24 protein-coding genes are annotated in these 23,596 nt (G+C 63.2%); 7 read left to right on the plus strand and 17 right to left on the minus strand.

From position 1 onward, the window contains the following. Positions 1-59 precede the first annotated feature (59 nt). Positions 60-500, plus strand: a complete 441-nt coding sequence (soxR, locus tag H0274_RS02105) for a redox-sensitive transcriptional activator SoxR (protein WP_226792686.1) — start codon at positions 60-62, stop codon at positions 498-500. 285 nt (positions 501-785) lie between these two features. Here soxR and H0274_RS02110 read toward each other — a convergent pair whose 3' ends face one another. The 4 genes from H0274_RS02110 to H0274_RS02125 form a co-directional block, all read right to left on the minus strand. After that, the gene (locus tag H0274_RS02110; RefSeq protein ID WP_226792687.1) at positions 786-4,211 is read right to left on the minus strand and encodes a chromosome segregation SMC family protein; all 3,426 of its coding nucleotides are present in this window, start codon (positions 4,209-4,211) and stop codon (positions 786-788) included. 22 nt (positions 4,212-4,233) lie between these two features. Beyond that, entirely contained in the window at positions 4,234-4,986 is a 753-nt protein-coding gene (locus H0274_RS02115) for a thioredoxin domain-containing protein (protein WP_226792688.1), read from the minus strand. Positions 4,987-5,094: 108 nt separating this feature from the next. After that, the gene (locus H0274_RS02120; protein ID WP_226792689.1) at positions 5,095-5,766 is read right to left on the minus strand and encodes a thioredoxin domain-containing protein; all 672 of its coding nucleotides are present in this window, start codon (positions 5,764-5,766) and stop codon (positions 5,095-5,097) included. Continuing rightward, positions 5,763-6,350 carry a DUF721 domain-containing protein gene (locus H0274_RS02125; RefSeq protein ID WP_226792690.1) on the minus strand — a complete coding sequence of 196 codons (588 nt, stop codon included), beginning with the start codon at positions 6,348-6,350 and terminating at the stop codon, positions 5,763-5,765. The genes H0274_RS02120 and H0274_RS02125 overlap by 4 nt, the downstream gene beginning before the upstream one ends. Before the next feature lie 14 nt (positions 6,351-6,364). Between H0274_RS02125 and H0274_RS02130 the strand changes: the two genes are divergently transcribed. The 4 genes from H0274_RS02130 (at position 6,365) to H0274_RS02145 (ending at position 10,688) form a co-directional block, all read left to right on the plus strand. Beyond that, a complete protein-coding gene (locus tag H0274_RS02130) occupies positions 6,365-7,387 on the plus strand; it encodes an A/G-specific adenine glycosylase (RefSeq protein WP_226792691.1) in 1,023 nt (340 codons plus the stop codon). 408 nt (positions 7,388-7,795) lie between these two features. Then, the gene (locus H0274_RS02135) at positions 7,796-9,112 is read left to right on the plus strand and encodes a serine hydrolase domain-containing protein (RefSeq protein ID WP_226792692.1); all 1,317 of its coding nucleotides are present in this window, start codon (positions 7,796-7,798) and stop codon (positions 9,110-9,112) included. Next, positions 9,109-9,999: an NAD(+) diphosphatase gene (gene nudC, locus H0274_RS02140; RefSeq protein WP_226792693.1), complete on the plus strand. Its 891-nt coding sequence runs from the start codon at positions 9,109-9,111 to the stop codon at positions 9,997-9,999. The genes H0274_RS02135 and nudC overlap by 4 nt, the downstream gene beginning before the upstream one ends. Beyond that, complete coding sequence (locus tag H0274_RS02145; RefSeq protein ID WP_226792694.1) at positions 9,996-10,688, plus strand: DsbA family oxidoreductase; 693 nt, start codon at positions 9,996-9,998, stop codon at positions 10,686-10,688. Before nudC ends, H0274_RS02145 begins: the two co-directional genes overlap by 4 nt. Positions 10,689-10,702: 14 nt before the next feature. On the opposite strand, the gene H0274_RS02150 is transcribed toward H0274_RS02145, so the two are convergent. From H0274_RS02150 to mgtE, 5 genes are all read right to left on the minus strand, one after another. Then, positions 10,703-12,013, minus strand: coding sequence for a nucleotide disphospho-sugar-binding domain-containing protein (locus tag H0274_RS02150; protein ID WP_226792695.1), 1,311 nt, complete (start codon positions 12,011-12,013; stop codon positions 10,703-10,705). A gap of 1 nt (position 12,014) precedes the next feature. Then, entirely contained in the window at positions 12,015-12,653 is a 639-nt protein-coding gene (locus tag H0274_RS02155) for a TetR/AcrR family transcriptional regulator (RefSeq protein ID WP_226792696.1), read from the minus strand. 114 nt (positions 12,654-12,767) lie between these two features. Further along, positions 12,768-13,088 carry a DUF2568 domain-containing protein gene (locus H0274_RS02160; RefSeq protein ID WP_226792697.1) on the minus strand — a complete coding sequence of 107 codons (321 nt, stop codon included), beginning with the start codon at positions 13,086-13,088 and terminating at the stop codon, positions 12,768-12,770. Positions 13,089-13,114: 26 nt separating this feature from the next. Beyond that, on the minus strand, positions 13,115-13,513 hold the full coding sequence (locus H0274_RS02165) for a DUF1489 family protein (RefSeq protein ID WP_226792698.1): 399 nt from the start codon (positions 13,511-13,513) through the stop codon (positions 13,115-13,117). Position 13,514: 1 nt separating this feature from the next. Then, the gene (gene mgtE / locus H0274_RS02170; protein WP_226792699.1) at positions 13,515-14,951 is read right to left on the minus strand and encodes a magnesium transporter; all 1,437 of its coding nucleotides are present in this window, start codon (positions 14,949-14,951) and stop codon (positions 13,515-13,517) included. A gap of 95 nt (positions 14,952-15,046) precedes the next feature. Here mgtE and H0274_RS02175 point away from each other — a divergent pair, with 95 nt between their 5' ends. After that, a complete protein-coding gene (locus H0274_RS02175; RefSeq protein ID WP_226792700.1) occupies positions 15,047-15,496 on the plus strand; it encodes a peptidylprolyl isomerase in 450 nt (149 codons plus the stop codon). 116 nt (positions 15,497-15,612) lie between these two features. Here the strand turns inward: H0274_RS02175 and H0274_RS02180 are convergent, their stop codons facing one another. The 4 genes from H0274_RS02180 to H0274_RS02195 all read right to left on the minus strand — a co-directional run bounded on the left by H0274_RS02180 (position 15,613) and on the right by H0274_RS02195 (position 19,103). Then, positions 15,613-16,497, minus strand: a complete 885-nt coding sequence (locus H0274_RS02180) for a LysR substrate-binding domain-containing protein (protein WP_226792701.1) — start codon at positions 16,495-16,497, stop codon at positions 15,613-15,615. Positions 16,498-16,582: 85 nt separating this feature from the next. Further along, positions 16,583-17,515, minus strand: a complete 933-nt coding sequence (locus tag H0274_RS02185; protein ID WP_226794419.1) for a hemolysin family protein — start codon at positions 17,513-17,515, stop codon at positions 16,583-16,585. A 23-nt stretch (positions 17,516-17,538) separates the two neighbouring features. Further along, complete coding sequence (ybeY, locus tag H0274_RS02190; RefSeq protein WP_226792702.1) at positions 17,539-18,027, minus strand: rRNA maturation RNase YbeY; 489 nt, start codon at positions 18,025-18,027, stop codon at positions 17,539-17,541. A 41-nt stretch (positions 18,028-18,068) separates the two neighbouring features. Then, on the minus strand, positions 18,069-19,103 hold the full coding sequence (locus H0274_RS02195; protein WP_226792703.1) for a PhoH family protein: 1,035 nt from the start codon (positions 19,101-19,103) through the stop codon (positions 18,069-18,071). A 557-nt stretch (positions 19,104-19,660) separates the two neighbouring features. Between H0274_RS02195 and H0274_RS02200 the strand changes: the two genes are divergently transcribed. After that, positions 19,661-20,407 carry an SDR family NAD(P)-dependent oxidoreductase gene (locus tag H0274_RS02200; protein WP_226792704.1) on the plus strand — a complete coding sequence of 249 codons (747 nt, stop codon included), beginning with the start codon at positions 19,661-19,663 and terminating at the stop codon, positions 20,405-20,407. A gap of 9 nt (positions 20,408-20,416) precedes the next feature. Here the strand turns inward: H0274_RS02200 and miaB are convergent, their stop codons facing one another. From miaB to H0274_RS02220, 4 genes are all read right to left on the minus strand, one after another. Further along, on the minus strand, positions 20,417-21,751 hold the full coding sequence (gene miaB, locus H0274_RS02205; RefSeq protein ID WP_226792705.1) for a tRNA (N6-isopentenyl adenosine(37)-C2)-methylthiotransferase MiaB: 1,335 nt from the start codon (positions 21,749-21,751) through the stop codon (positions 20,417-20,419). A 73-nt stretch (positions 21,752-21,824) separates the two neighbouring features. Then, positions 21,825-22,583, minus strand: coding sequence for a lysophospholipid acyltransferase family protein (locus H0274_RS02210; RefSeq protein ID WP_226792706.1), 759 nt, complete (start codon positions 22,581-22,583; stop codon positions 21,825-21,827). A 15-nt stretch (positions 22,584-22,598) separates the two neighbouring features. Then, positions 22,599-23,021, minus strand: a complete 423-nt coding sequence (locus H0274_RS02215) for a Fur family transcriptional regulator (RefSeq protein WP_054530366.1) — start codon at positions 23,019-23,021, stop codon at positions 22,599-22,601. Positions 23,022-23,103: 82 nt separating this feature from the next. Continuing rightward, the gene (locus H0274_RS02220) at positions 23,104-23,544 is read right to left on the minus strand and encodes a Ros/MucR family transcriptional regulator (RefSeq protein ID WP_226792707.1); all 441 of its coding nucleotides are present in this window, start codon (positions 23,542-23,544) and stop codon (positions 23,104-23,106) included. Positions 23,545-23,596 lie beyond the last annotated feature (52 nt).

A 23,596-nucleotide genomic window follows, 5' to 3' on the forward strand; every position in this document is an offset into this window, starting at 1 on the left:
CTCAAGCTAAGTTGAGGTCAAGCTATCGGTTCGCCATACGGATCTTGGGGGATTCCTCGATGGGCAATGACCAATTGATTCCGATCGGAACTCTCGCACGCCGCACTGGCGTCGCGGTTTCGGCTATTCGCTTCTACGAATCGAAGGGATTGCTCACTTCGCTGCGAACCGGGGGCAACCAGCGGCGCTTCCTGCGCTCGGACATCCGGCGGGTCAGTTTCATCCTCGTCGCGCAGAAACTGGGGCTGGGCCTGGCGGAAATCGAAGCGGAACTGGCGCAATTGCCGCAGGGCCGCACTCCCACCATCAATGACTGGCAGCGCATCAGCCGTTCCATGCGCGTGGCGATCGACGAGAAGATCAAGCTGCTCACCCGCACCCGCAACCAGCTCGATCAATGTATCGGCTGCGGCTGCCTCAGCCTCCAGAAATGCCAGCTCTACAACAAGGAGGATCGCATGGCCGCGCGTGGCGCCGGGCCGCAGCTGGTATTGGGGTAGGGGCTGGCTCTCCAAAGTGTGCTCACAGGGGAGTGCTGGGTAGGCCGGGCACCTGACCTTTCGACCATCCAGAACCGGCTGTGGTTCACCCTGCGCCTTGGTTCATCCCCACATCGAGCGTTGCAACAGGCGTGGCGAGAGAGCGGGGCGGAGAGCTTCAGCTTCGAGCGGGTCGAGGAACCGGACGCGGGCAAGCTTGGCGTTGCGCTTGAACGCGTGATGGGCGAACGCCACGATTTTTGGTGCGAGCAGCTATCGCCGCAGCGAATTTGAGCGGATGCGGTGCTACTCCGCCGCCAGCAATTGCTCGGCCCCGCCGAGGTCCACACTGACGAGGCGGCTGACGCCTTTCTCCACCATGGTCACGCCGAACAGGCGATGCATGCGGCTCATGGTCACGGCATTGTGAGTGACAATCAGGTACCGGGTGTCCGTCTCCTGCGCCATGGCCTCCAGCAGGTCGCAGAAACGGTCGATATTCGCATCGTCCAGTGGCGCGTCCACTTCGTCCAGCACGCAGATCGGCGCGGGATTGGTGAGGAACAGGGCGAAGATCAGGGCCACGGCGGTCAGCGCCTGTTCCCCGCCTGACAGCAGAGTGAGAGACTGGAGCCGCTTGCCCGGCGGCTGTGCATAGATTTCCAGCCCCGCCTCCAGCGGATCGTCTGAATCCACCAGCGCCAGATGGGCCGCGCCCCCTTCGAACAGGCGAGTGAACAGGCGGCGGAAATGTTGGTCCACTTCCTCGAAAGCGGCGCGCAGGCGTTCGCGGCCTTCGCGGTTGAGATTGCCGATGGAGCCGCGCAGCCGGTTGACCGCTTCGGCCAGCTCTGCCTGCTCGGCGGCGCTGGTGCCATGCTCGGCCTCCATCCTGGTCAGTTCCTCGGCTGCGACGAGATTGACCGGTCCGATCCGTTCCCGCTCCCCGGTGAGGCGATCCATCGTCGCGCTTTCCTCGGCAGAATCGGCAACTTCATTGGCCTCGAACTGGAACCGGCCGCAGAGCAATGGTGGCGAGCATTGGAAGCGTTCGCCCGAAAGGCGGGACATTTCCTCGCGCCGTGCTTCCTCGTTCTCGGCGCGGGCGGCGGCCCCTGCGCGTTCCTCGCGGGCGGTGGACAGGGCCTCGTTCAACTGGGCGAGGCGGGCGTCGGCGGCTTGCGCCTGCTGGGTCACCTCGGCCAGCGCGGCTTCAGCCTTGGCGAGTTCCTCTGCCAGCCGGGCGCGTACTTCGCCGCCGCGTTCGATCTCGGCGATCAGCGATGCGGGCTTGGCCTCGATCACTGCGCGTTCCTCGGCGATTTCCTCGAAACGCCGCTCCATATCGGCCAGCCGCCGCGTGGCATCGCCCGCGCGCGCTTCCCAACCCTTGATGTCAGCCGCCCGGCCAGCGCGGCGTTCCCGCGCGACGGCCAGCGCCTGATCATGCGCGGCCAGCGCGGCGGCTGCGGCCTGCATCCCGGTGCGTGATGCCTCGTGCTTCGCCTGAGCCGCCGCGAGCGTGGCCCGGCCGGTTTCAGGATCGGGCAGGGCGGCCCGCCTGGCCTGCGCGGCGGTAAGCTCCGCCTCGGCAATCTGGCGTTGTTCCGTAAGATCCGCCCTGGCGGAATCGAGTTCCACCAGACGGGCGGCATGGCGTTCGCGCGCGGCCTCTGCCTGATCGAGTGAGCGCAGAGCGGCACGTTCTGCCTCCGATGCCTGGGCGATCTCCCGCTCGACCGCCACCAAAGCCTGTTGCAGGGCGCTCAGTTCCGTTTGAGCGCTCTCCTGATTTTGTTGAGCGCTCTCCACAGCGGCTCGTTTGGCCGGAATCTGGCCCTCCAGCTCGGCAAAACGGTTTTCAGCTTCCAGTCGCGCGGCTTCGGCCGCTCCTTCGCCGCGTGCAAGGAAACCGTCCCAGCGGCGGAGAAAACCGTCCTTTGTCACCAGCCATTCGCCGGGTTTCAGCGCCCGGCCATCCTCGCTTTCCACGACATGCACCAGCGCCAGCCGCGCGGCCAGTTCTGGCGGACATTCCGGCACAAACGCTGCCAGAGTCCCGGAAACCGGCGGCGGAGCTTCGGCACCTGCCCAGAAGCGGCCTTCGCTCCCGGCCTCGGGCGTGCCCAGCGGAGCCTTGGCATCGCGCCCCAGTACGGCGGCGAGCGCTCGTTCATATCCCGGCGCTGCACGAACCCTGTCCAGCGCGGCAGGCATCCCATGCTTGTTGGATGCCTGTTTGGCCCGCGCCTCACGATCGCGCTGCAAGGCATTGAATTCCCGTTCGATCCCGGCAAATTCGGCCTTGGTCGCAGCCAGTGCGCTGGCCGTCTCGTCACGCAGGGCGGAAAGCTCGCTTTTGCGCTCCTGCCGGGCGGTCAGCCCTTCGCGCAGTTCAGCAAGGCGCCTGCCTGCATCTTCGGCAGACTGCTTTGCAAGAATAACAGCCTCTTCCGGATCGCCCGCACTGGCCAGCGCCGCGCGCATATCTTCCTGGCGGCGCATCTCGGCCTCAAGGCGGGAGAGGCGCGCGCTGGCCTGCGAAACTTCCGCCTCGGCCACGCGCCATTCTGCTTCGACGCCAGCATGTTCCGCCGTCGCGCGGGCCAGGTCGAGCTCGGCGGAGCGCGCTGCGGCCTCCGCCCGTTCCGCAGCCAGCACGAAGGAAGGGCGGCGGGCCTCATCCTCCTGCAATTCCTTTTCCGAAGTGGCGAGTTCGGCCTGCAACCGGGCGAGGGCATCCGCCGCGTCGCGCGTCAGCCGGTCTGCTTCGCCCCGATCTTCCTCCAGCCGCTTCTGCTGGCGCTGGAGATCGGACAGCCGTTGTTCCGCGGCTTCCAGCTGCGTGGTGAGGGCGGCCATGCGATGGCCATGAGCGGTGGAATCGTCCCGTCGGTCAGCCAGTTCCTCGCGCGCGTCGGCCAGTTTCTGGGCGAATTCGGCCTGAGCTTTCTGGGCGGCGGTGGTTTCCTTCTGCGCAGTGGCAACGCGCTCCTCAGCGGCTTTCGCGGTCTTGCGGGCCTCATCCGCGGCAGCGGCGGCATCGCGCCAGCGGGCGAAGAGCAGGCGTGCCTCAGCCAGCTGGATCTTTTCCGACAATGCCTTGTAGCGTTCGGCCTGTTTGGCCTGGCGGCGCAACGAGGCGATCTGCGTGTCGAGCCCCGCCATCAGATCTTCCAGCCGGGCGAGGTTCGCTTCTGTCTGCCGCAGCTTGCTCTCTGCATCGCGGCGGCGGACATGGAGACCGGCGATACCAGCCGCCTCTTCCAGCATCATGCGCCGTTCGGCAGGCTTGGCGGCGATTACTGCCGCGATCTTGCCCTGACTGACCAGCGCCGGGCTATGCGCACCGGTGGCCGCATCGGCAAAGACCAGCGCGACGTCCTTTGCCCGGACATCGCGCCCGTTGACGCGATAGGCGCTGCCCGCGCCGCGTTCGATCCGGCGCGTGACTTCCATTTCCTCGCCCGCATCGTCTTCCGCATGGAGAACGACCTCGGCGAAGGCACGCGGAGGGCGCTGGGCGGTGCCGGCGAAGATAACATCTTCCATCCCGCCCGAGCGCATGGATTTGGGCGAGTTTTCGCCCATCACCCAGCGGATCGCTTCGAGCAGGTTGGATTTGCCGCAGCCATTGGGGCCGACGACACCCGTCAGCCCCGGCTCAATACGCAGTTCTGCTGGTTCTACGAAGCTCTTGAAACCGCTGAGTTTGAGCTTCCTGATCCGCATCGCCGTCCTTTACGCGGTCCCGTCAGCGGGCGCCGGCATTCTGCAGAACCGGCTCCACCGCATCCCATGTGGTGAAATTGATCCGCTTGCCATTGAGGAAGAAGGTGGGCGTTCCGGTGATTTCCAGATCCTTGGAATCCTTGTCCGAACGGTTCACGATCTCGGTGATCCTGTTGACGTCCGACAGGCACTGCATCGCCTGATCGCGGCTGATCCCGCGCTGGGCGAAGAAGTCATACAGGCCGGCAGCCTCGGCAATACCCTGGAAGCGGGCACCGCCGGTCTTTTCCATGGCCGCCGCGTAGACTTCCTTGTTCTTGTTCGCCGTGTCGAAGATCGGGCCGAGATTTGCCCATGCCTGTTCCGCCAGCGGGTGGAATGCCTGCGGGCCGCTGCACCGGGCCAGCGTGGCAATGGTCAGGTCCAGCGGCTCCCGGACCAGGTTGCGGATTTCATAGCTCAGCACGCCACTGGCGACATATTTGTCGCGCAGCTTTTCAGCGCCCTCAACCGAGAAATCGGCGCAGTGCGAGCAGGTGTGGCTGGCATATTCGACCAGCTTGAGCGGTGCATCGGGATTGCCGAGGCGGAAGCCGCCTTCCGGGGTTTCCGCGCTGACATCGGCCCATTGCTGCCCGGCGGGCGGAGCAATGTGGGCGATCGGTTCGGAAACGGGCAATTCGCCTTCCTTCTCATCCTTGCTGCCGCAAGCGGCGAGAGCCAGCGTGAGCGGAATGGCAAGGGAGAGGGTGGCAAACTGGCGAAGGGTCTTCATGGCATCCATCTTGATCAATCCCTTAAAGCTAGCCCAAGCAGGGCTTGCATAGAAGCGAGGTGGGTAGGGACATAGCGGTTTTGCACAGCTTAGCCCCCCGATTTTGCGTTAAAGCCGGGCGTCGATCTGCGGCTTGAGCAATGACCATTGGTGAGTAGCGATCAGGGTTACACCGTTGATTGCGAAACTGGGCGTTCCGGTGATGTTGAACTTCTCATCCGCAGCCTTGGTCTGATCCGCCAGCCTCTTGGCCAGTGCCGCATTGCCCAGGCACTGGTCGGCCTGCGCACGGGTCAGGCCCTGCGCGGAGATGATGTCGTAAAATCCGAAATCGGATGCGACGGCACGCCGCGCCGCTGCCTGATCCTTTTCATACCAGCGATCCTGCTGGGCCTTGGTGGAACGGGTTATCATCTGGGCGATCTGGTCAAACTTCGCGAAGAATGCCTGATGCGCGTTGAAGAATTTGGCGGGGGCCACGCATTCGGTCAGCATGGCGGCGGTAAGGTCCACCGGATCGCGCACGAAATGGCGCACTTCCAGCGAAACCTTGCCCGGCTGCACATAGGCGATCCGCAGGGCGCCCGCGGCTTCCTTCTCGAAATCGGCGCAATGCGAGCAGGTATAGCTTTCGAAGGTGATCAGCTTCACCTTGGCATTGGGATTGCCCAGTACATGGCCGCCGTCGGTCTTCGCCACAGTGGCAAGCCAATTGGGGGCGGCACCCACGCTCATCAGGGCAATGCCCAGCGTGGCGGCCGCACGAAACAGAGCCTTCATCTTTCCCCTTCCTCCTGCGCGCCCAGGCTACGCGCCAAACTCTCCAGCACCGTCCGCAGTTCCGGATCGCCGATGTCCCGCAGGCTTTCGCCCAGTTCCATCGGAATCGGCTTGAGCGAGGGTGGCGGTGCCCCGGTTTTTGCCGTGCCGCGTTGAGCATAGGGCGCCTTAACCGGGCCTTGCCGCAGTTTCACGCGGGCAACTGCCTTGTAACCGAAAAAGCGGTTCACCCTCTCGATGATCTCGGGAATGACGTGCTGGATCAGCGGCGCATGGGCGGGCGTGACGGCAAGCTGCAGAATGCCCTCGTTCTTTTCGCCCGGCGGGAAGCGGATCGATTCGGGCACGCAGACTTCGGCGTGCTTGGGCCCGACGATTTCCGGCCAGCGCGTGACCACGCTGGACTGGATGAAGCCGAAACGGCGGAATGCGGTCCGCCCGATATCGGGCATCAGGTCCGCAATGGCGCGGGCCGGACCGCCGCGCGGGCGCTCATAGCGCTTTGCGGCTTTTCCGGCGGCCTTCGCCTTGGAGGGCTTGCGCCCGGCTGTTCCTTCGTCCCGTTCCATGATTGCCTGTGCCATGCCATAGCGCCCCGATGGACGCCAGCGCGACGATTCCGGACCTGTTGCTCGAATGGTATCGCGGCCATGCCCGCCGGTTGCCCTGGCGCGCCTTGCCGGGCGAAGCGCCGCCCGATCCCTATCGCGTCTGGCTGTCCGAAGTGATGTTGCAGCAGACCACGGTTGCCGCGGTCATTCCCTATTTCGCGAAGTTCGCCGCCCGCTGGCCCACGGTGGAGGCGCTGGCCGTCGCGCCTGAGGAAGACGTGATGGCCGCCTGGGCGGGGCTCGGATACTATTCCCGTGCGCGCAATCTGGTGAAATGCGCCCGCGCCGTGGCGGAACTGGGCGGCTTTCCCGAGACGGAAATGGGCCTGCGCGCCCTGCCGGGGCTGGGTGCCTATACGGCAGCTGCCGTTGCGGCGATTGCCTTCGGGCAGCGGGCCGTGGTGGTGGACGCCAATGTCGAGCGAGTGGTGGCCCGGCTGTTCGCCATCGAAGAGCCTTTGCCCGGCGCACGGGCACAAATCCGCGAGAAGGCGGGGCTCATCACGCCAGAGAAGAACTCCGGCGATTTCGCACAGGCGATGATGGATCTGGGCGCCACGATCTGCACCCTCCGCGATCCGCGCTGCCTGCTCTGCCCGCTGGCCAGCGCCTGCAAGGCAAGGGCACAGGGCGATCCCGCACGCCTGCCGGTGAAAGCGGCGAAGAAGGCCAAGCCCGAGCGGATCGGCACGGCCTACTGGATCGAGCTTGCAGGCAAGGTCTGGCTCGTCACGCGGCCCGGCGAGGGAATGCTGGGCGGGATGCGGGCCCTGCCCGACGATGGCTGGCACGCGCGGGCGGACGGTTCGGGCGAAGCTCCGGTGGAAGGCCATTGGCGCGATGCCGGGGCAGTGCGCCATACTTTCACGCACTTTCACCTGACTCTCAGGCTCAAGGTGCTGAAAGGGATGGACATGGTGGGGGAGGGAGAATGGTGGCCGCTCGCCCGGCTGGAGGATGCAGGTCTGCCTACCCTGTTCGCCAAGGCGGCGCGGCTGGCGGCGAGCTAGATCTTCGATAGACCGTCATCCTGAACTTGGTGGAGGCATATTCCACTGAGACAAGTATTCGTTCGCCGGGACGACGGATGAATACTTGCCTTCAATCGCGTTCAACCTGTGCGATGAACTGCTCTGCCGTCGCCCTCCCGATACATCGAAAACCGGCACAACACCTGTTGGAAATGCCGAAACGAAAAGTCACACAGGAGGCGCCACGTTATCCTCCGAAAATGCCTCGAAACCGTGCCTTTCAGGGGCTGTCGCGCGGCAGGTTTCGGGGGCCGTTTCGTGTAAGGTTCGCGGCGTTCGAGCTGAAAGCCCGGCGTAAGATGCAGCCTTGCCTTGCGCCAACTGGGAGGGCTGCCTAGGCATGGGCAAAAGCACATAGTCAAAAACACATGGGTTTGGAGAGGTCGCATGGAGTCTGCCGGCAACCATCCTGAATTTTCGCGCCGCGCGCTGTTGCGGGGCGGGGCTGTGCTTGGCCTCGGTATGGGGCTGGGCGGCTGGCCGCTTTCCGCATTCGGCGCCTCAAAGGCGGAGCTCTGGCCCAATCTCAGCGCGATGGCGACCCGTTATGTGGAGAGCCACAAGGTGGCCAATATGCTGGCCTATCTGGGGCAGGGCGAGGCTGCGGCGCAAATGGTGGGCAAAGGGCGCGATATGACCGGCGGGCCACGCAAATCCGATGCGGACAGCCTCTATCGCCTCTATTCCATGACCAAGCCGATCACTGGCATGGCCGTGATGATCCTGATCGATGAGGGACGGCTAGCGCTCGATCAGCCTTTGGCCGAGATTCTGCCCAAATTCGCCGATGTGAAGGTGCAGAAGGTCTATGACGGGCCGATCAGCGCAGACAATCTGGAGCCGCTCGCTCGGCCGATCACCATTCGCCACCTGCTTACCCATACCGGAGGGCTGGGCTATTCGGTCGTCCAGCAAGGACCGATCAAGAGACTGATGGAAGAGCGCGGGGTGATCTCCGGCCAGATCAGCCGCATTCCGATGGAAGGTTTCGTTCGGGGCAAGCCGGTGGAAAGCCTGGCCCTGTTCGCGGATCGGCTGGCGGAAATCCCGCTGGTCTGTCAGCCCGGAACACGCTGGTCCTATTCCTGCGGTCTGGACCTGCTGGGGCGAGTGGTGGAACTGGCCAGCGGGGAGCATTTCGACCAGTTCCTGAAGCACCGCATCTTCGATCCTTGCGGCATGACAAGCACCTGGTTCCAGGTGCCGGAGAGCGAGGCGGGGAGGCTGACGACGAGCTATGCCGTAGTCGATGGCCATGTGTTGCCGCTCGATCCGGGGCCATCCTCCATCTATCTCGATGCGCCGGCCTTTCCCTTTGGCGGTTCGGGGCTGGTGGGCAGCCCGCGCGATTATGACCGGTTCCTCAGGATGCTGGCCGGATATGGCGTGATCGAAGGAAAGCGCGTGATGAGCGAGGCCGCTGTGCGGATGGGCACGTCGAACCTGCTGCCTGGCCCGGAGGTTACCACGGGCACTTCGGTTGCAGGCTACGGCTTCGGCGCGGGCGGCCGGGTTGGCTGGGCCGGGGGTGCCAGCGCCTTTGGCTGGGCGGGCGCGGCCGGGACCGTGGGTTTTGTCGATATGGCGAGCGGCCTGCGCGGCGGGCTCTATACGCAATACATGCCCTCCACCGCATATCCGGTATATGCCGAGTTCGAAAAGGCAGTCGAAGCCGACCTTGCCGCAAGGAAGGAGCCCGCATGAGCTGTTGTTCCGCCGCCATTGCCTTTGCCGGGTCCGGGCTGGACCGGGCTGACCATATCCGGTCCGACCCGGAACGCCTTGCCGCCCTGATGAGCCCGCAGGCCAGTCTGCTGCTGATGGACGGGCTGGCGCCTGAACTGGGCGAGGATAATCGTCTTGCCTGGGGCCGCCTGTCCGATGCTCCGGAAGATGCGGAACTGGTGTTCCTTGGCCTGCGCCACGGCTTTGGCTGCTTTGCCGCCGTGCCGCTCAAGGGAGACACCAGCCCGGCCTATGCCCATCGCAAATCGTGGCTGGCCATTGCCGCGATGAATGGCGAGGATATGGCAATCTATGGCTGCGCCCGGAGTCTGGTGGACTGGCATGCCCGCCACCGCTTCTGCGCCAAATGTGGCGCGCCTTCGGTGCTGGCCAAGGGCGGCTGGCAGCGCAATTGCGTGAACGAGAATTGCGCTGCCGAGCATTTTCCGCGTGTGGACCCCGTCACCATCATGCTGGTGGAGCATGAGGGCAAGCTGCTGTTGGGCCGCCAGTCCCGCTTCCCTCCCGGGAGTTTTTCGGCGCTGGCCGGATTTGTCGAGCCGGGGGAGGCGATTGAGGAGGCAGTGGCGCGTGAAGTGCATGAAGAGGCTGGCCTCAAGGTGCGCGACGTTACCTATATCTCCAGCCAGCCCTGGCCTTTCCCATCGCAGCTGATGATCGGCTGCCATGCCTATGCGGATTCCGCCGCGCTGATCATCGACCGCACAGAACTGGACGATGCGCGCTGGTTCACGCGCGATGAAGTGGCAGAAGCGATTGAAAAAGGGCGGGAAAGCACCAGCTTCTTCCCGCCCCCGCCACAGGCGATTGCCTATCACATGCTCCAATGGTGGCTTGAGAAATGAGTTCTGAAACCTTGCCCAAAGTCACTGTCGACATCTGGTCCGACGTCATGTGCCCCTGGTGCGCGATTGGCTACACCCAATTCGCCAAGGCCCTGAAGGAGCTGGAGGGGGAGATCGATGTCGAAGTGCGGTTCATGCCCTTCGAGCTGAACCCCGACATGCCGCCGGAAGGGCGCAGTCAGACCGAACACCTCGCCGCCGTCTATGGCCGGAGCCCGGCAGAAGTCGAGGATATGCGCCAGCAGATGCTGGAAGTGGCTGCGCGGGCGGGCTTCCCGATGGAGTATGACGGGGAGGGGGAGGCGCCCGAGCCCTGGATGTGGAACACCTTCGATGCGCACAAGCTGCTCCGCTGGGCCCTCACGGTGGAAGGGATGGAGGCGCAGACCGCGCTGAAGCTGGCCCTGTTCCGCGCCCATTTCCAGCAGCGCCGCCGCATCGGCAAACGCTCCGTCCTGCTGGATGTGGCGGAAAATCTGGGTTTTGACCGCACGGCCATGGAGGAGGCGTTGGAGGATGAGGCCCTCGGCATTGCCGTGCGGCTGGAAGAGCGCCGGGCACGCGAAGCCAATATCACCTCCGTGCCCAGCTTCATCATCAACGATCGCTATCTTGTGCCCGGCGCGCAGGAGCCCGAGGTCTATCGGGAAACCCTGCGCAAGGTGGTGGAACTTTCCCAGGCCGAGTAGCTCGGCTCGGGACTTCAGCTAAGCGCAAATTCCGGGCAGCAGAGGGCCTCCAGTTCCTCCACGACGCGGCTTTCGCGCATCTCGCGTTCCACTTCCGCGCCGAGCCGTTGGGCGCGCTTGTGGATCGATCGGTCATAAAGCACCCGCTCCAGGGCGTCGTGGATTTCATGCGTCGCGGCCGAAGGCGGCAACATCAGCCCGGCCCCATGGGCGACGATGCGGGCGGCATTGCCATCCTGATCGCGGCCATGCGGGATCACCAGCACCGGCAGTCCATGCGTCATGCTGCGGGCAAGGGTGCCATGCCCGCCATGCGTGATGACGAGATTGGCTTCCTTGAGCACGGCGTTATGCGGCGCGCTGCGCATCAGAACCGTGTTGGGATAGGGGGCAAGCTCTTCCGGCTCGATTGCCGGGCCGAGAGTCACGAGCGCCCGCACCGGCAAGGTCGAAAGAGCATCGATCACGCGTTGCATGACGCCGGCATGGTTCTGGAACGTGGTGGAAAACCCCACCAGTGCCAGGGGGCGTGCATCGTCGGCAGGCCATGGGGAATACCATTGGCCTGCCCATGCCAGATCGTCGAGCTGGGGGCCGACATAGGCGAAGCGCCCATGATCGCCTTCGGGCGCAAAATCGAAGTGGCGGCTGATGCCGATCAAAATCCGGCGTGCCGGTTTCAACTGGTCCATCAGGCAATCGAGCGGCGCGAGCGCCAGCTGGGCCCGTGCCGCATTCAGCAGAGGAAGCCCGCTATCGAACATGGCACTGGCCGCGGCGAACATCGCCGCGGCTTCGGCTTGCTGATCCGGCGTCATGTCGTCGAACTTCACCGGGCCTGCCGGAGGAGCATCGGGGAGGGGGAACATCAGCGAATTGCAGGGCATCAGCGCCAGTGGCTGGTCCAATGTTTCGCAGGCGGCCATGACGCCGAACAGCAATTCGCTCGAGATTACGAGGTCCGCGGGTTCACGCCGCAACTCGTCAATTACGTCCAGCGCATAATCGAGCGCCCTCCCGGCAAAAATGTCATGCAATGCCTGGGCGAAACCTTCGAGCGGATTGGCCTGCGCCCAATCGAGGATCGGGTCGCTTTCCCGGCGGCGATCCGGTCGGCTGGGGGCGTTGGTCCAGGGCACGAAGCGAGCGCCGGTGGCCTCGCTTTCAAGGCGATTGCATTCGTCGCTCATCACGCGGACCTTGTGCCCTGCATCGATCAGCTTGCGCGCCACGGTAAGTTTCGGGCCCACCGACCCGCCACCTTCCCATGTGGCGATGAGGAAGTTCCGCGGGGTTTTTCCGCAGGTGATGTGATCACAGGTCATCTCAGGCCTCCGTAAGCTGGGCGGGACGTTCCAGTTCGCCCGGATCGATTTCGAGAGCGCTGGCGGCCATTTCCAGCATCGCTTTGCGCAGGTCTTCCAGGCTGCGGCCCATATCGACGCGCAGCAGTTTCCAGACGTAGAGATCGAGCGCGATCACCAGGCGGTCATGGATACGTTCGCGATTCTCTGCGGGAACTCCCGGCAGCCAGCGGGCGAAGACGTTCCCCACCCACTCACGATGAGTTGTCCGGCCCCGATCCGCTATCGTCCGGATGGCGGGATAGCGTTGCTCCTGCGAGAGCAGGCGCATCATCAGCGGGCCGGCAGTTTCATATTCGCCGATCAGCGTATCGACCGCGCGGCCGACTTCCTGTGCTGCCGGAGCGCGCTTGCCCACGATCTCTTCCTGCATCCGGTCGCTGGCGGCGCGCAGCAGGCCTTCCTTGCTGCCGAAGCGCCGGATCACGGTCTGAACCGTGACGCCCGCTTCCTTCGCGACATCTTCGAGCCGGATTTCGTCAAACCACTGCGACTGCAGGTGGCCAAGGAAAGCATCGACAATGCGGTTGCCGGTTTCCTCGGCCGCCTTGGCACGAGCGGACTGGCGATAGGTTCGCGTATGGGTCGAATCGATATTCATGTAAGTATGGATAACATGAAAAATCCGCCCTGCAAGTTTTATGTTAGTTGGACTAACATGAAGAATGGGCGCAGTGTCAGCCGCGCTGGCTGCGCAGGCCGCGCAGGGATGGGCTCACAGGGAGCGGATTGCGATTGCGAGGATGATCTGGAAAACGGCCACGCCCGCGAAGATTGCGGCTGCAAGCGGATGGCCGAGCATCGCGATTGAAAGTGCGCCGCCCGCGAAAGCGCCAAGTTTGAAGAGAGCCAGCGGCCAGCCACTCAAGCGTTTGCCGGACTTGGGCGCGGCCCAGCCGCTCCATGCCGTCATCATTGCCGCGACACAGGCAATCCCGGCGAGCAACCGCAAGGACGAGGGCGAGGGAAGGGCAAGCGACCAGCCCATGGCGAAATAGGCGCCCAGGGCTACCAATTCGAGGGCCGCCGCGAGCAAACCGTTGAGGATCAGAGCCGGTTTGCTCAGACGAGCCCCAGCTTGGCCAGATCCTTCACCAGATGGCCCGGCAGAACATCGCCTTCCCGGGAGCCTTCATCCAGGTCGGGCGGGGCGTTTTCCTCGTCCAGATAGCGCCACCCCTGATGGGCCCTTTTTGCGCGTGGCTCCACCGGGATGAGCTTGCGTTCAAGCACGATCCACCAGCGGCCGTTATCCTCCCGCTGCTCGAAGCGCAGGATAGGGCTGCGTCCGACGAGCGCATGGTCGTAGATCCAGTAGAGCGAACCGTCCTCCAGCTCGGCCAGCCGCTTGGGGACATAGCGCGTGGTGAGCCGCATTTCGGGCCCGCCTTCCTCGAACCAGCTGCGCAGATCCTCCATCGATTGCGCGCCATAGGCGATCTTGGTGAGGTGCAGTGGCACTTCAGCCCACCAGCCCGGTAACGGTCGCCAAGCCCAGGAAGGCGAGGAAGCCCATCGAATCCGTCGTCATGGTGACGAAGATCGAGCTGGAAATGGCGGGGTCCACCTTCAGCCGTTCCAGCGTCAGCGGAACGAAAACGCCCGCCAGGCCGGCAATCACGATATTGGTCAACATTGCCGCCGCGATCACCCCGCCCAGCGAGGGGTTGTGGAACAGCAGGCCCACGACAATGCCGATCACCACGGCCACCGTACTGCCGTTGAGCAGGGCGATGCCCAGTTCGCGGCGCACCGCGCGCCAGGCGTTGGAGGCCGTGAGCTGATTGGTGGCGAGCGCGCGCACGGTCACCGCCAGCGTCTGCGTGCCCGCATTGCCGCCGATCCCGGCAACGATCGGCATCAGCGTGGCAAGTGCCACCATCTTTTCGATTGTGCCTTCAAAGGCTGCGATGATGGTGCTGGCAAGCGTTGCGGTGAGCAGATTGGCGATCAGCCAGCGCACGCGCGCGGCATAGGCTTCGCGGATTGGCTCGTTAATGTCGCCTTCGCCAGCGCCGGACAGCAGCAGCGCGTCTTCGCCCGCTTCTTCCTGAATGATGTGAACGATGTCGTCCACCGTCAGCTGGCCCACCAGCCGTCCGCTTTCATCCACCACGGCAGCGGAAATGAGCGCATATTTCTGGAACAGCAGCGCCACTTCTTCCTGATCCATGGAGACGGGGATCAGCGTCTGGTCCCGCTTCATGACATCCGTCAGCGCGACATGGCGCGGAGTACGAAGAATCCAGGAAAGCTGGCAGGTGCCAACCGGCTTGTGGGTGTGATCGACAATGAACACTTCCCAGAATTCGGTGGTCAGATCGTCCCGCTCGCGCAGATAGTCGATCAGGTCGCCGACACTCATATGCTCGGGCACCGCAATCAGCTCGCGCTGCATCAGGCGGCCGGCGGTTTCCTCCGGATAAGACAGCGCGCTCTCGATCGCGGCGCGGTCTTCCGGGTCCATTTCCGCAAGGACGGCGGCCTGATCTTCCGCGTCGAGATCTTCGATCAGCTGGACGGCATCGTCAGTGTCGAGCTGTTCGGCAATCTCGGCCACCGCGCCGGGTGCCAGCTCCTCCACCATGCTTTCGCGCACATAGTCGTTCAGCTCGGCGATGACTTCGCCGCTCATCAGATCGGTGATGGCGGCGGCCAGCCTGGCGCGCTCAGGGCGTTCGAGCAGCTCGAAAAGGTCGGCGATGTCCGCCGGATGGAGCGGTTCGACCAGTTCGTAGACCTGCGCCTCGTCCCCTTCCTCCAGCGCCTCCGAGACGGAGCGGACGAATTCAGGCTTCAGGCGGTTCTCTTCGTCGAATTGTTCGCGCTTTTCCTCCGCGGCGCCCGTTTCCTTGGGTGCGGCTACGCGATCCAATTCTTCGAGTTCCTCGGCGCTCATCGGCCCCTCCTATTCCGGTATGAGGCAAAAGCAAGGTGGGGTGACTTATTGATTGCAACGCCTATATCGGCGACCGAACTTAAGGAGACTGCCCGATGGCCGACGAAACTCTTACCTTCTCGCTTGAAAGCGGCGATGTCGTGATCAAGCTGCGCCCCGATCTCGCCCCCGGCCACGTGGCCCGCATCACCGAACTGGCCAAGGAAGGCTTCTATGACGGCGTGGTTTTCCACCGCGTCATCCCGGGCTTCATGGCCCAGGGCGGCGACCCGACGGGCACCGGCATGGGCGGTTCGGACAAGCCTGACCTTCAGGCGGAATTCAACGATGAGCCGCATGTGCGCGGCGTATGCTCGATGGCACGCACTCAGGCGCCGCATAGCGCCAACAGCCAGTTCTTCATCTGCTTCGACGACGCGCGCTTCCTCGACAAGCAGTACACTGTCTGGGGTCAGGTGATCAGCGGCATGGAGCATATCGACGCGCTGCCCAAGGGTGAGCCGCCGGCAAACCCGGGCAAGATCTTGAAGGCCACCGTGGCCTGATAGCCCGCAAGGGGCATTGATCTGAATGCGGGGCGATTCAGAGCGGTCACGACCGCGCTGAATCGCCTTTTGTTTTGGCGATACCATCGCCTAGCTTTTGGGAACTGGTTTCCGGCCTAAAGCCCGGATTCGATCATCCAGTCATGGAACAGCTTTACCGGCCTGGTGTCGAGCGCCTTGGGGCGGCAGACGAACCAGTAGGAATAGGGGCTTTCCACTTCGATATCATAGAGCTTCGCCAGCTTCTTGCCGGTCGCGCGGCGGAAGTGATCGTCATGCATGATGGCGATGCCCAGACCCTGGGCGGCGGCCTCCAGCATGAGCTGGCCGGAATCGAAATGGTCGATCGCGGCAGGCTGTAGCGCCTGGAAGCCCAGCGCGCTCTTCCATGCCTCGAAGCTTTCCGGCAGGTCATTATGGATCAGGAAGGTCTGCTTGGAGAGCGTTTCCATATCCGGCGAGAGGCCGATTTCATGGGACAGCGCTTCACTGCAGATGGCGTGGACGCGGTTATGGTCCAGCCTCACCGAATAATAGCTGTCATCCGGATCGGAAGTCACGATTACCGCTGCATCCAGCGTATCGCCTACGCGACCGAGAAGGTTCGGCCCGGTATCGATATCGATATGCAGGCGCGGGTGCAGCTTGCGCAGTTCCAGCAAGCGCGGGAACAGTCGCTGGCTTCCGAATAGCGGAGAGACGCCCAGATGCAGGCGCAGAAGCTGGAGGTTTTCCGACTGGGCTTCCACGGCCTGTGCCAGCGCTTCCAGATGCGGATTGATTGCTTCGTAGAACGCGCGTCCGTCATCAGTGAGCTTCATTGCCTGATGCGCGCGGGTAAACAGTTTCTTGCCGACGAATTCCTCAAGGCTCGTCACGCGGCGCGACAAGGCCGACGGAGACAGGCCAAGCTCATTCGCCGCCGCACGGGCGGAACCCATGCGGACGATGCGCACAAACGCTTCGAGCGCGCGGAGGGGAGGTAGGCGACGTGTAGCCATGTGGAATATTAGTGGCCAGAAAATGAACGGTCTGTCGAGCAGCAGCCGGAAAATAGTTGCGAAAAATACAATTTAAAGGGGCTGGCTAGTCAACTTCCTCGATATTTTCGCTCGGCGCATGCAGGCGCAACCGGGTGACATGGGTCTCATCGCCCGCCGTCACCTCGATCCTCCATCCGCTTGAATGTTCCAGCACAGCGCCGACTTCCGGCACCTGGCCGGCAAGTACGAAGGCGAGGCCGCCCAGAGTGTCCACGGCTTCCTCGACTTCGGCAATGCGCGGATCGCCCACGATTTCGGCCACATCGTCCAGTTCGGTGCGGGCATCGGCATCCCACATGCCTTCGCCGATCGGCACGATCAGCGCCTTGGGCGCATCGTCATGCTCATCCTCGATATCGCCGACGATTTCCTCGACCAGATCCTCGATCGTGATGATCCCGTCCACGCCGGAATATTCGTCCACTACCACGGCAAGGTGCGTGCGGCGAGAACGCATGTCCGCCAGCACATCGAGTGCATTGCGCGTTTGCGGCACATAAAGCGGCTGGCGCATCAACGTCGTCCAGTCAGCCGGCGGCTCCTGATCCGTTGCGATGATCGTGAAGACATCCTTGATGTGGATCATGCCGATCACTTCATCCAGCGTCTCGCGATAGACGGGCATGCGGGAATGGCCATGCTCGGCGAAGGTCGCCACCAGTTCCGGCCAGCTCGCATCCGCCGAGATTGCAATGATCTCGCCGCGCGGAATCGCCACGTCATCGGCGTCATGTTCGCTGAAGTGAAGCAGGTTGCGCAGCATGGTGAGTTCGACGGATGACAGATCGCCATTCGCCTTGCCCCCTTCACCGCTGGGATGTTCGTCTTCATGTTCGGCAATGGCTTCCTCCAGCTGCGCGCGCAGCGAGGTTTCGCCATTGTCCACATCGAAGAAACGGCGGATGGAACCCCACAAGCCGCCTTTACTGTCTGCGTCTCCACTGCTGGATTCGCTCGTCCTGCCCGTGTCGGACATGGCCTTGCTATTATCTCCTGTCATTATTCCCGGTCGCCATATGGGTCTGCAATTCCCATTAGCGCAAGCGCCTTTGTTTCCAGCGCCTCCATTGCGTCCGCATCGGCGGGCGATATTTCATGATCATGACCGGCAAGATGAAGCAGGCCATGGACGATCAGATGGGCCGCGTGATGGCCAAGTGGAACGCCCTTTTCCGCTGCTTCGCGCGCGCAGGTTTCATGGGCGAGGGCAATATCGCCCAGCAATTCGGGCGGGCCTTCCGGTGCAAGTTCCAGCAGGTCTTCCCGATCGAGCATCGGGAAGGACAGCACGTTGGTAGGCTTGTCGCGCTGGCGCCACTCGCGGTTGAGCGTGTGGATTTCCTCGTCAGAGGTGAAGATCAGGCTGACGCACAGGCGCGGATTGTTCAGCTCCGGCGCAACCTGAGCCAGTGCCCGCGCCGCAGTTTCGGCCAGATCTTCCCACTCGCCGGATGGCCAGGGATCTTCAATGTCGATTTCGAGGTTCACCCGGCTCCCATGCCGTTCCGTCAGCCCTCTGGCAAGGAAACCTACGCCTCCTTGCCTTCATAGGCTTCGACAATGCGGCCCACGATCGGATGGCGGACCACGTCGCTGGAGGCGAAGCGGGAAATGGCTATGCCGTCCACCTCTTGCAGCCGGGCCACAGCGTCGTTCAATCCGCTCATGGTGGGGCCGCCGGGAATGTCCACCTGCTTGGGGTCGCCGCAGATCACCATGCGGCTGTTCTGGCCGAAGCGGGTGAGGAACATCTTCATCTGTTCGCGTGTGGTGTTCTGCGCCTCGTCCAGAATTACGAAGGCATCCGCCAGCGTGCGGCCGCGCATGAAGGCAATGGGTGCGATCTCGATCTCGCCGCTGGCCAGCCGCCGTTCCACTTGCTCGGGCGGCATGCAATCATACAGCGCATCGTAAAGCGGGCGGAGATAGGGATCGACCTTCTCCTTCATGTCGCCGGGCAGGAAGCCCAGCCGCTCGCCTGCCTCCACTGCCGGGCGGGAAAGGATCAGGCGCTGAACGCTGCCGGTGATAAGTTGGCTGACGGCCTGCGCCACGGCCAGATAGGTCTTGCCGGTGCCCGCCGGGCCGAGGGCAAAGATGATGTCATCCCGGGCCAGGGCGCGCATATATTCGATCTGCGCCGCAGAGCGGGGGACGATGGTTTTCTTGCGGGTGCGGATCATGATCGGCGGGCGTTCAGCGGCGCCGGAAATAATCCCTTCAAGAGTTGGTTCGCTGGACATGGAGATGAGCGATTCGATTGTCCCTGAATCCAGCTGCTGCCCGGTGAGCAGGCGCTGGTGCATACCCCTCAGCACATCGCGGGCGCGTGCTACGGCATCATCAGGCCCTTCGATCTGCACCTTGTTGCCGCGGGCTGCGATATAGACGCCCAGCCGGTTTTCCAGCTGGACCAGATTGGCGTCGAATTCCCCGAACAGGGCGCCAAGCACCGTCTGCTCGTCAAACTCGACTTCCACCCTCGCGCGGCGCGATGGATCGCGGCGGTCTTCGGGATGGGCGAGTGCCGCATAAGTACCGGCACGATCTGCTTTGCGGGCCATGGACTCCTTTCGGTCTGTAGCTGCGAAGATAATGCAGGCGCGGACAAGGGCAAGCACGCGGGGGTGATGTCACCGTGGAAAAGCGGGAGTGTGTTGCATTCCCGCGCCTGCGTGAGAACGACGAAGGTAGGGGGCATGACCGCAATGGTGTCATTTCCCGACTGACCGCTTTCGTCAGAATTCTAAGCAGCTCCGCTACAAAGCACTTTCCTACACGCCGGCGAATGGTGTTTATCCTGGGCGATGAACTATCTCCCAAACACTCAGCCTTGCGTATTTGCTGCCCGTGCCTTCGTGGCGATCCGGTCAGCGCACGAAAGGCCAAAATGGAAGGTTACACTCCTGCCTGCGCGCAGGCCCAAAAAACGGCTCGAAACCATGCCGTGCGGGGGTGACACGCCGCGAACAAAACATGGCATTTTCCTACCCGGGAAGGTGACACATCCACAGCCGGTCTCGGATTGTCGCAATCGGGCAATCGCTTTGAGCCAGGACAAGGCGGGAACTCTTTCGGTCCTTATCCGCATATCCCTTGAGCCAGGCATTGGAGAATAGACATGACACAGGATTTCTCGGGCAAATCGGCCATCGTCACCGGCGGCGCATCGGGCATTGGTGCGGCCATCACGCGGGATCTGGCCGCGCGCGGGGCGAAGGTGATCGTGGCGGATTACGATCTCGACGGTGCGGAAAAACTCGCTGCGGAAGCAGGCAATGGGGCGAAGGCCTTCAAGGTCGATATATCCGATGCAGCGCAGGTGAAGGCGATGGTCGATTTCGCAGTGAAGCAGTTCGGCCGGCTCGATCTGGCGGTCAACAATGCCGGGATCGCTGGCTCCGACAAGCCGGTGGGCGAGATAGACCTGGATGACTGGCATCGGGTGATCAACGTGAACCTGCACGGCGTGTTCTACGGCATGCGCTATCAGATCCCGGCCATGTTGGAGACGGGCGGTGGCGCCATCGTCAATATGGCCTCCATCCTCGGTTCGGTTGGCTGGCGCGGGGCCGCGGCCTATGTCACGGCCAAGCACGGCGTTTGCGGCATGACCAAATCGGCCGCGCTGGAATATTCGGCGAAGGGCATTCGCGTGAATGCGGTGGGCCCCGGCTTCATCGAAACCCCGCTGATCGAGAATGCCATGACTGACGAGGCGCGGGCCGCCCTGATCGGCCTGCATCCCATCGGCAGGCTGGGTCAGCCACAGGAAGTGGCGGCGCTGGCCAATTTTCTTCTCAGCGATGCGGCCGGATTCGTAACCGGGGCCTATTATCCGGTGGACGGCGCCTATCTGGCCCAGTGAGGGGTGGGATCAGGCAATCGTCGGGGCCAGGAGCCGTCCCGAAAGGGAATTGGGGCCGGCCTCGGCGAGTTCCACGGTGACGATGTCACCAATGGCGGCCTCGCCCTCGAAATGCACCGATTGGAGCCAGGGCGATTTGCCGAGCCACTGGCCGGGATATTTGCCCCTGCGTTCCACCAGCACCTTGCAGACCTTGCCGACAGAAGCCTTGTTGAAGGCAAGTTGGTCACGATTGAGTGCGGCCTGCAGGCGTTGCAGGCGCTCATCCATCACGGCCAGCGCGATCTGATCGTCCATTGTTGCGGCGGGCGTGCCGGGACGGGGCGAATATTTGAAGCTGAAGGCGGCAGCATAGCCAACGGCATCGACCAGGCTGAGCGTCTCTTCGAATTCGGCATCGGTTTCTCCGGGGAAACCGACAATGAAATCCCCCGAGAGCGCAATGTCAGGCCGCGCAGCGCGGACACGTTCCAGCAGCCTGAGATAGCTGTCTGCCGTGTGGCTGCGATTCATGGCCTTCAGCACCCGGTCCGAACCGCTTTGCACCGGCAGGTGCAGGTAGGGCATCAGCTTGTCCACCTCGCCATGCGCGGCGATAAGGCCGTCGGTCATGTCATTTGGGTGGCTCGTCGTGTAACGAATCCGCTGGAGATCCGGGAGCTTCGCGAGTTTTTTTATCAACCCGTCGAGCCCGATGGCGCGGCCCTTGTCGTCATCCCCGGTCCAGGCATTGACGTTCTGCCCCAGCAGGGTGATTTCGCGCGCACCGGCTTCCACCAGTCGCTGAGCTTCTGTCACCAGATCGCTGCAGGGGCGGGAAATTTCCGCGCCGCGCGTGTAGGGCACCACGCAATAGGTGCAGAACTTGTCGCACCCTTCCTGCACGGTCAGAAATGCCGTCGGCCCGGCCTTGCGGCGAGCGGGCAGGGCAGAGAACTTGGCATCCGCCGGCATGTCCGTATCGGTCGCACGCTCGCCTTTGGTGGCCTTCTCCAGCATTCCGGGCAGGCGGTGATAGGCTTGCGGCCCGACTACCATGGAAACGGCAGGGGCGCGGCTCATGATCTCATCGCCTTCCGCCTGGGCGACGCAGCCCGCCACAGCGATCAGCGGGCTTGAGCCATCCTCGCGGCGCAGGCGGCCGATGTCGGAATAGACCTTCTCGGCAGCCTTTTCGCGGATATGGCAGGTGTTCAACACCACCAGATCGGCGTCTTCACCCTCCGGCGCGGCGGACAACCCGCGCTCGGCCAGCAGTTCCGCCATGCGTTCGCCATCATAGACGTTCATCTGGCAGCCGAAGCTTTTGACCCTGTAGGTCCTGGGGGGCGGGCTCTGTCGCATGGCGGCGGCGTTTAGGGGAAATGCGCGCGCGAGTGAAGGGGGCTGGCGCTCGGCACCGGCCTCGCCTCCGATTTTACGGTCTCTGCGCGCGCCTGACCGCTTCCTGGGCTGCTGCGGCCATCGTCTTGCGATTGGCCAGTTGCGGCCCCGCCAGAGGCGGCAGGAAGTGGATGGTCAGATGCAGCGGGCGCAAGCGGGCAAGGATGCGCTTGAAATTATCCAGTCCAGGCTCTTCCCCCACCCAGGCCATGTCGGCAGCGTTTTCATAAGCCAGCAGAACGGGCTGCACTGCCACCCCTTCCGGCAGGGGGCTGACGGCGGAGAACAGCGCGCTCTTGAAGGGCAGAAGGCCGGTTCCATCGCTGGTAGTGCCTTCCGCAAACAGGGTCAGCGTGCCGCCATTGTCGATGGCAAGGCGTACATCCTCCACCTGCTGTGAGATACTCGCCCGGTCATGGCGCGCCACGAAAACGGTCTCGTTCAGGCGGCAGAGGAATTTCAGGAGTGGAAAGGCGGAAAGTCCATCATGCGCAACGAAAGCGCTGCCCGCCGTTTGCGCCAGCGCCGGAATGTCGAGCCAACTGACATGATTCGCCACGAGCAGGGCGCCGGGCACGGGGCGCCCCCGACGTTCGATCTGCAGGCCGCAGATCGCGCCGATCCCGGTCAGGAACACGCGCGGCCAGAATCGGTCCAGCTGCATGGCTTTCCACAAGCCATGCATTGGCAGGCAGACGATCAGCAAAGCCACCATCAGCAGCAGGCGGCCTGCGATCAGCAGCCAGCCTACCGGGGTAATGCGCGGTGGATCAAGGGCGATTGCTTCACCCATCCTGCGACGTTTCCGTCAATCCTCGCGGTCGAGCCGCACGCCGTAAAGCTCCATCCGGTGATCGACCAGGCGATAACCCAGCCGTTCGGCGATGACGCGCTGCAGCGCTTCCAGTTCGGGATCGACGAATTCCACCACCTTGCCGCTTTCCACGTCAATCAAATGGTCGTGATGGGCCTCAGGCGCGGCTTCATAACGCGCGCGGCCGTCGCCGAAGTCATGGCGGTCGAGAATTCCCGCCTCTTCGAACAGGCGCACCGTGCGGTAAACCGTGGCGATCGAAATCTTCGGATCGATCGCGGACGCTCGTTCGTGCAACAGCTCCACATCAGGATGATCGGTACTTTCCGACAGCACACGGGCAATGATCCGCCGCTGTTCGGTAATCCGCAGTCCCCGCTCATTGCAGAGCTGTTCAATGTCTATAGGTTGATTCAACGCTAGCCCCGTCAATCAAAACGCCCCACGGGTTGTAGACCCATGGGGCGCTTTTTCAACCTGCAGTAAAAATCTAGGAAACTCAGGCTTCCTTTTTGCGACGGCCCCGCTTCTGGCCAGGCTTGCGGCCGAGGCCGATCTTCTTGGCCAGCTCGCGGCGCTTTTCGGCATAATTCGGCGCGACCATCGGGTAATCGGCGGGCAGATTCCAGCGCGCGCGATATTCTTCGGGGGTCATGTTGTAGGCCGTCATCAGGTGGCGCTTGAGCATCTTCATCTTCTTCCCGTCTTCCAGGCAGATGATGTAGTCGGGCTTTACCGATGCACGGATGGAGACAGCGGGTTCCAGCGGCGCGGCTTCGGGCTCGGACGTTTTGCCAAGACCGGCGAGCGCGCCATAGATATTCTGGATCAGGCCGGGAAGTTCTTCGACCGCGACGCTATTATTGCTGACATGAGCTGCGACTATATCCGAGGTGAGCGTGATCAGCGTCTCGGTCATGTCATTATCGATAGTATCCATATCGTCCTCAATTCCAGCGAGAAGGGGGGACTCGCTTTACGTGTTTTTACCC

It is taken from the genome of Fulverythrobacter ferritrahens (assembly GCF_020539485.1).
Taxonomy (GTDB): Bacteria; Pseudomonadota; Alphaproteobacteria; order Sphingomonadales; family Sphingomonadaceae; genus Andeanibacterium; species Andeanibacterium ferritrahens.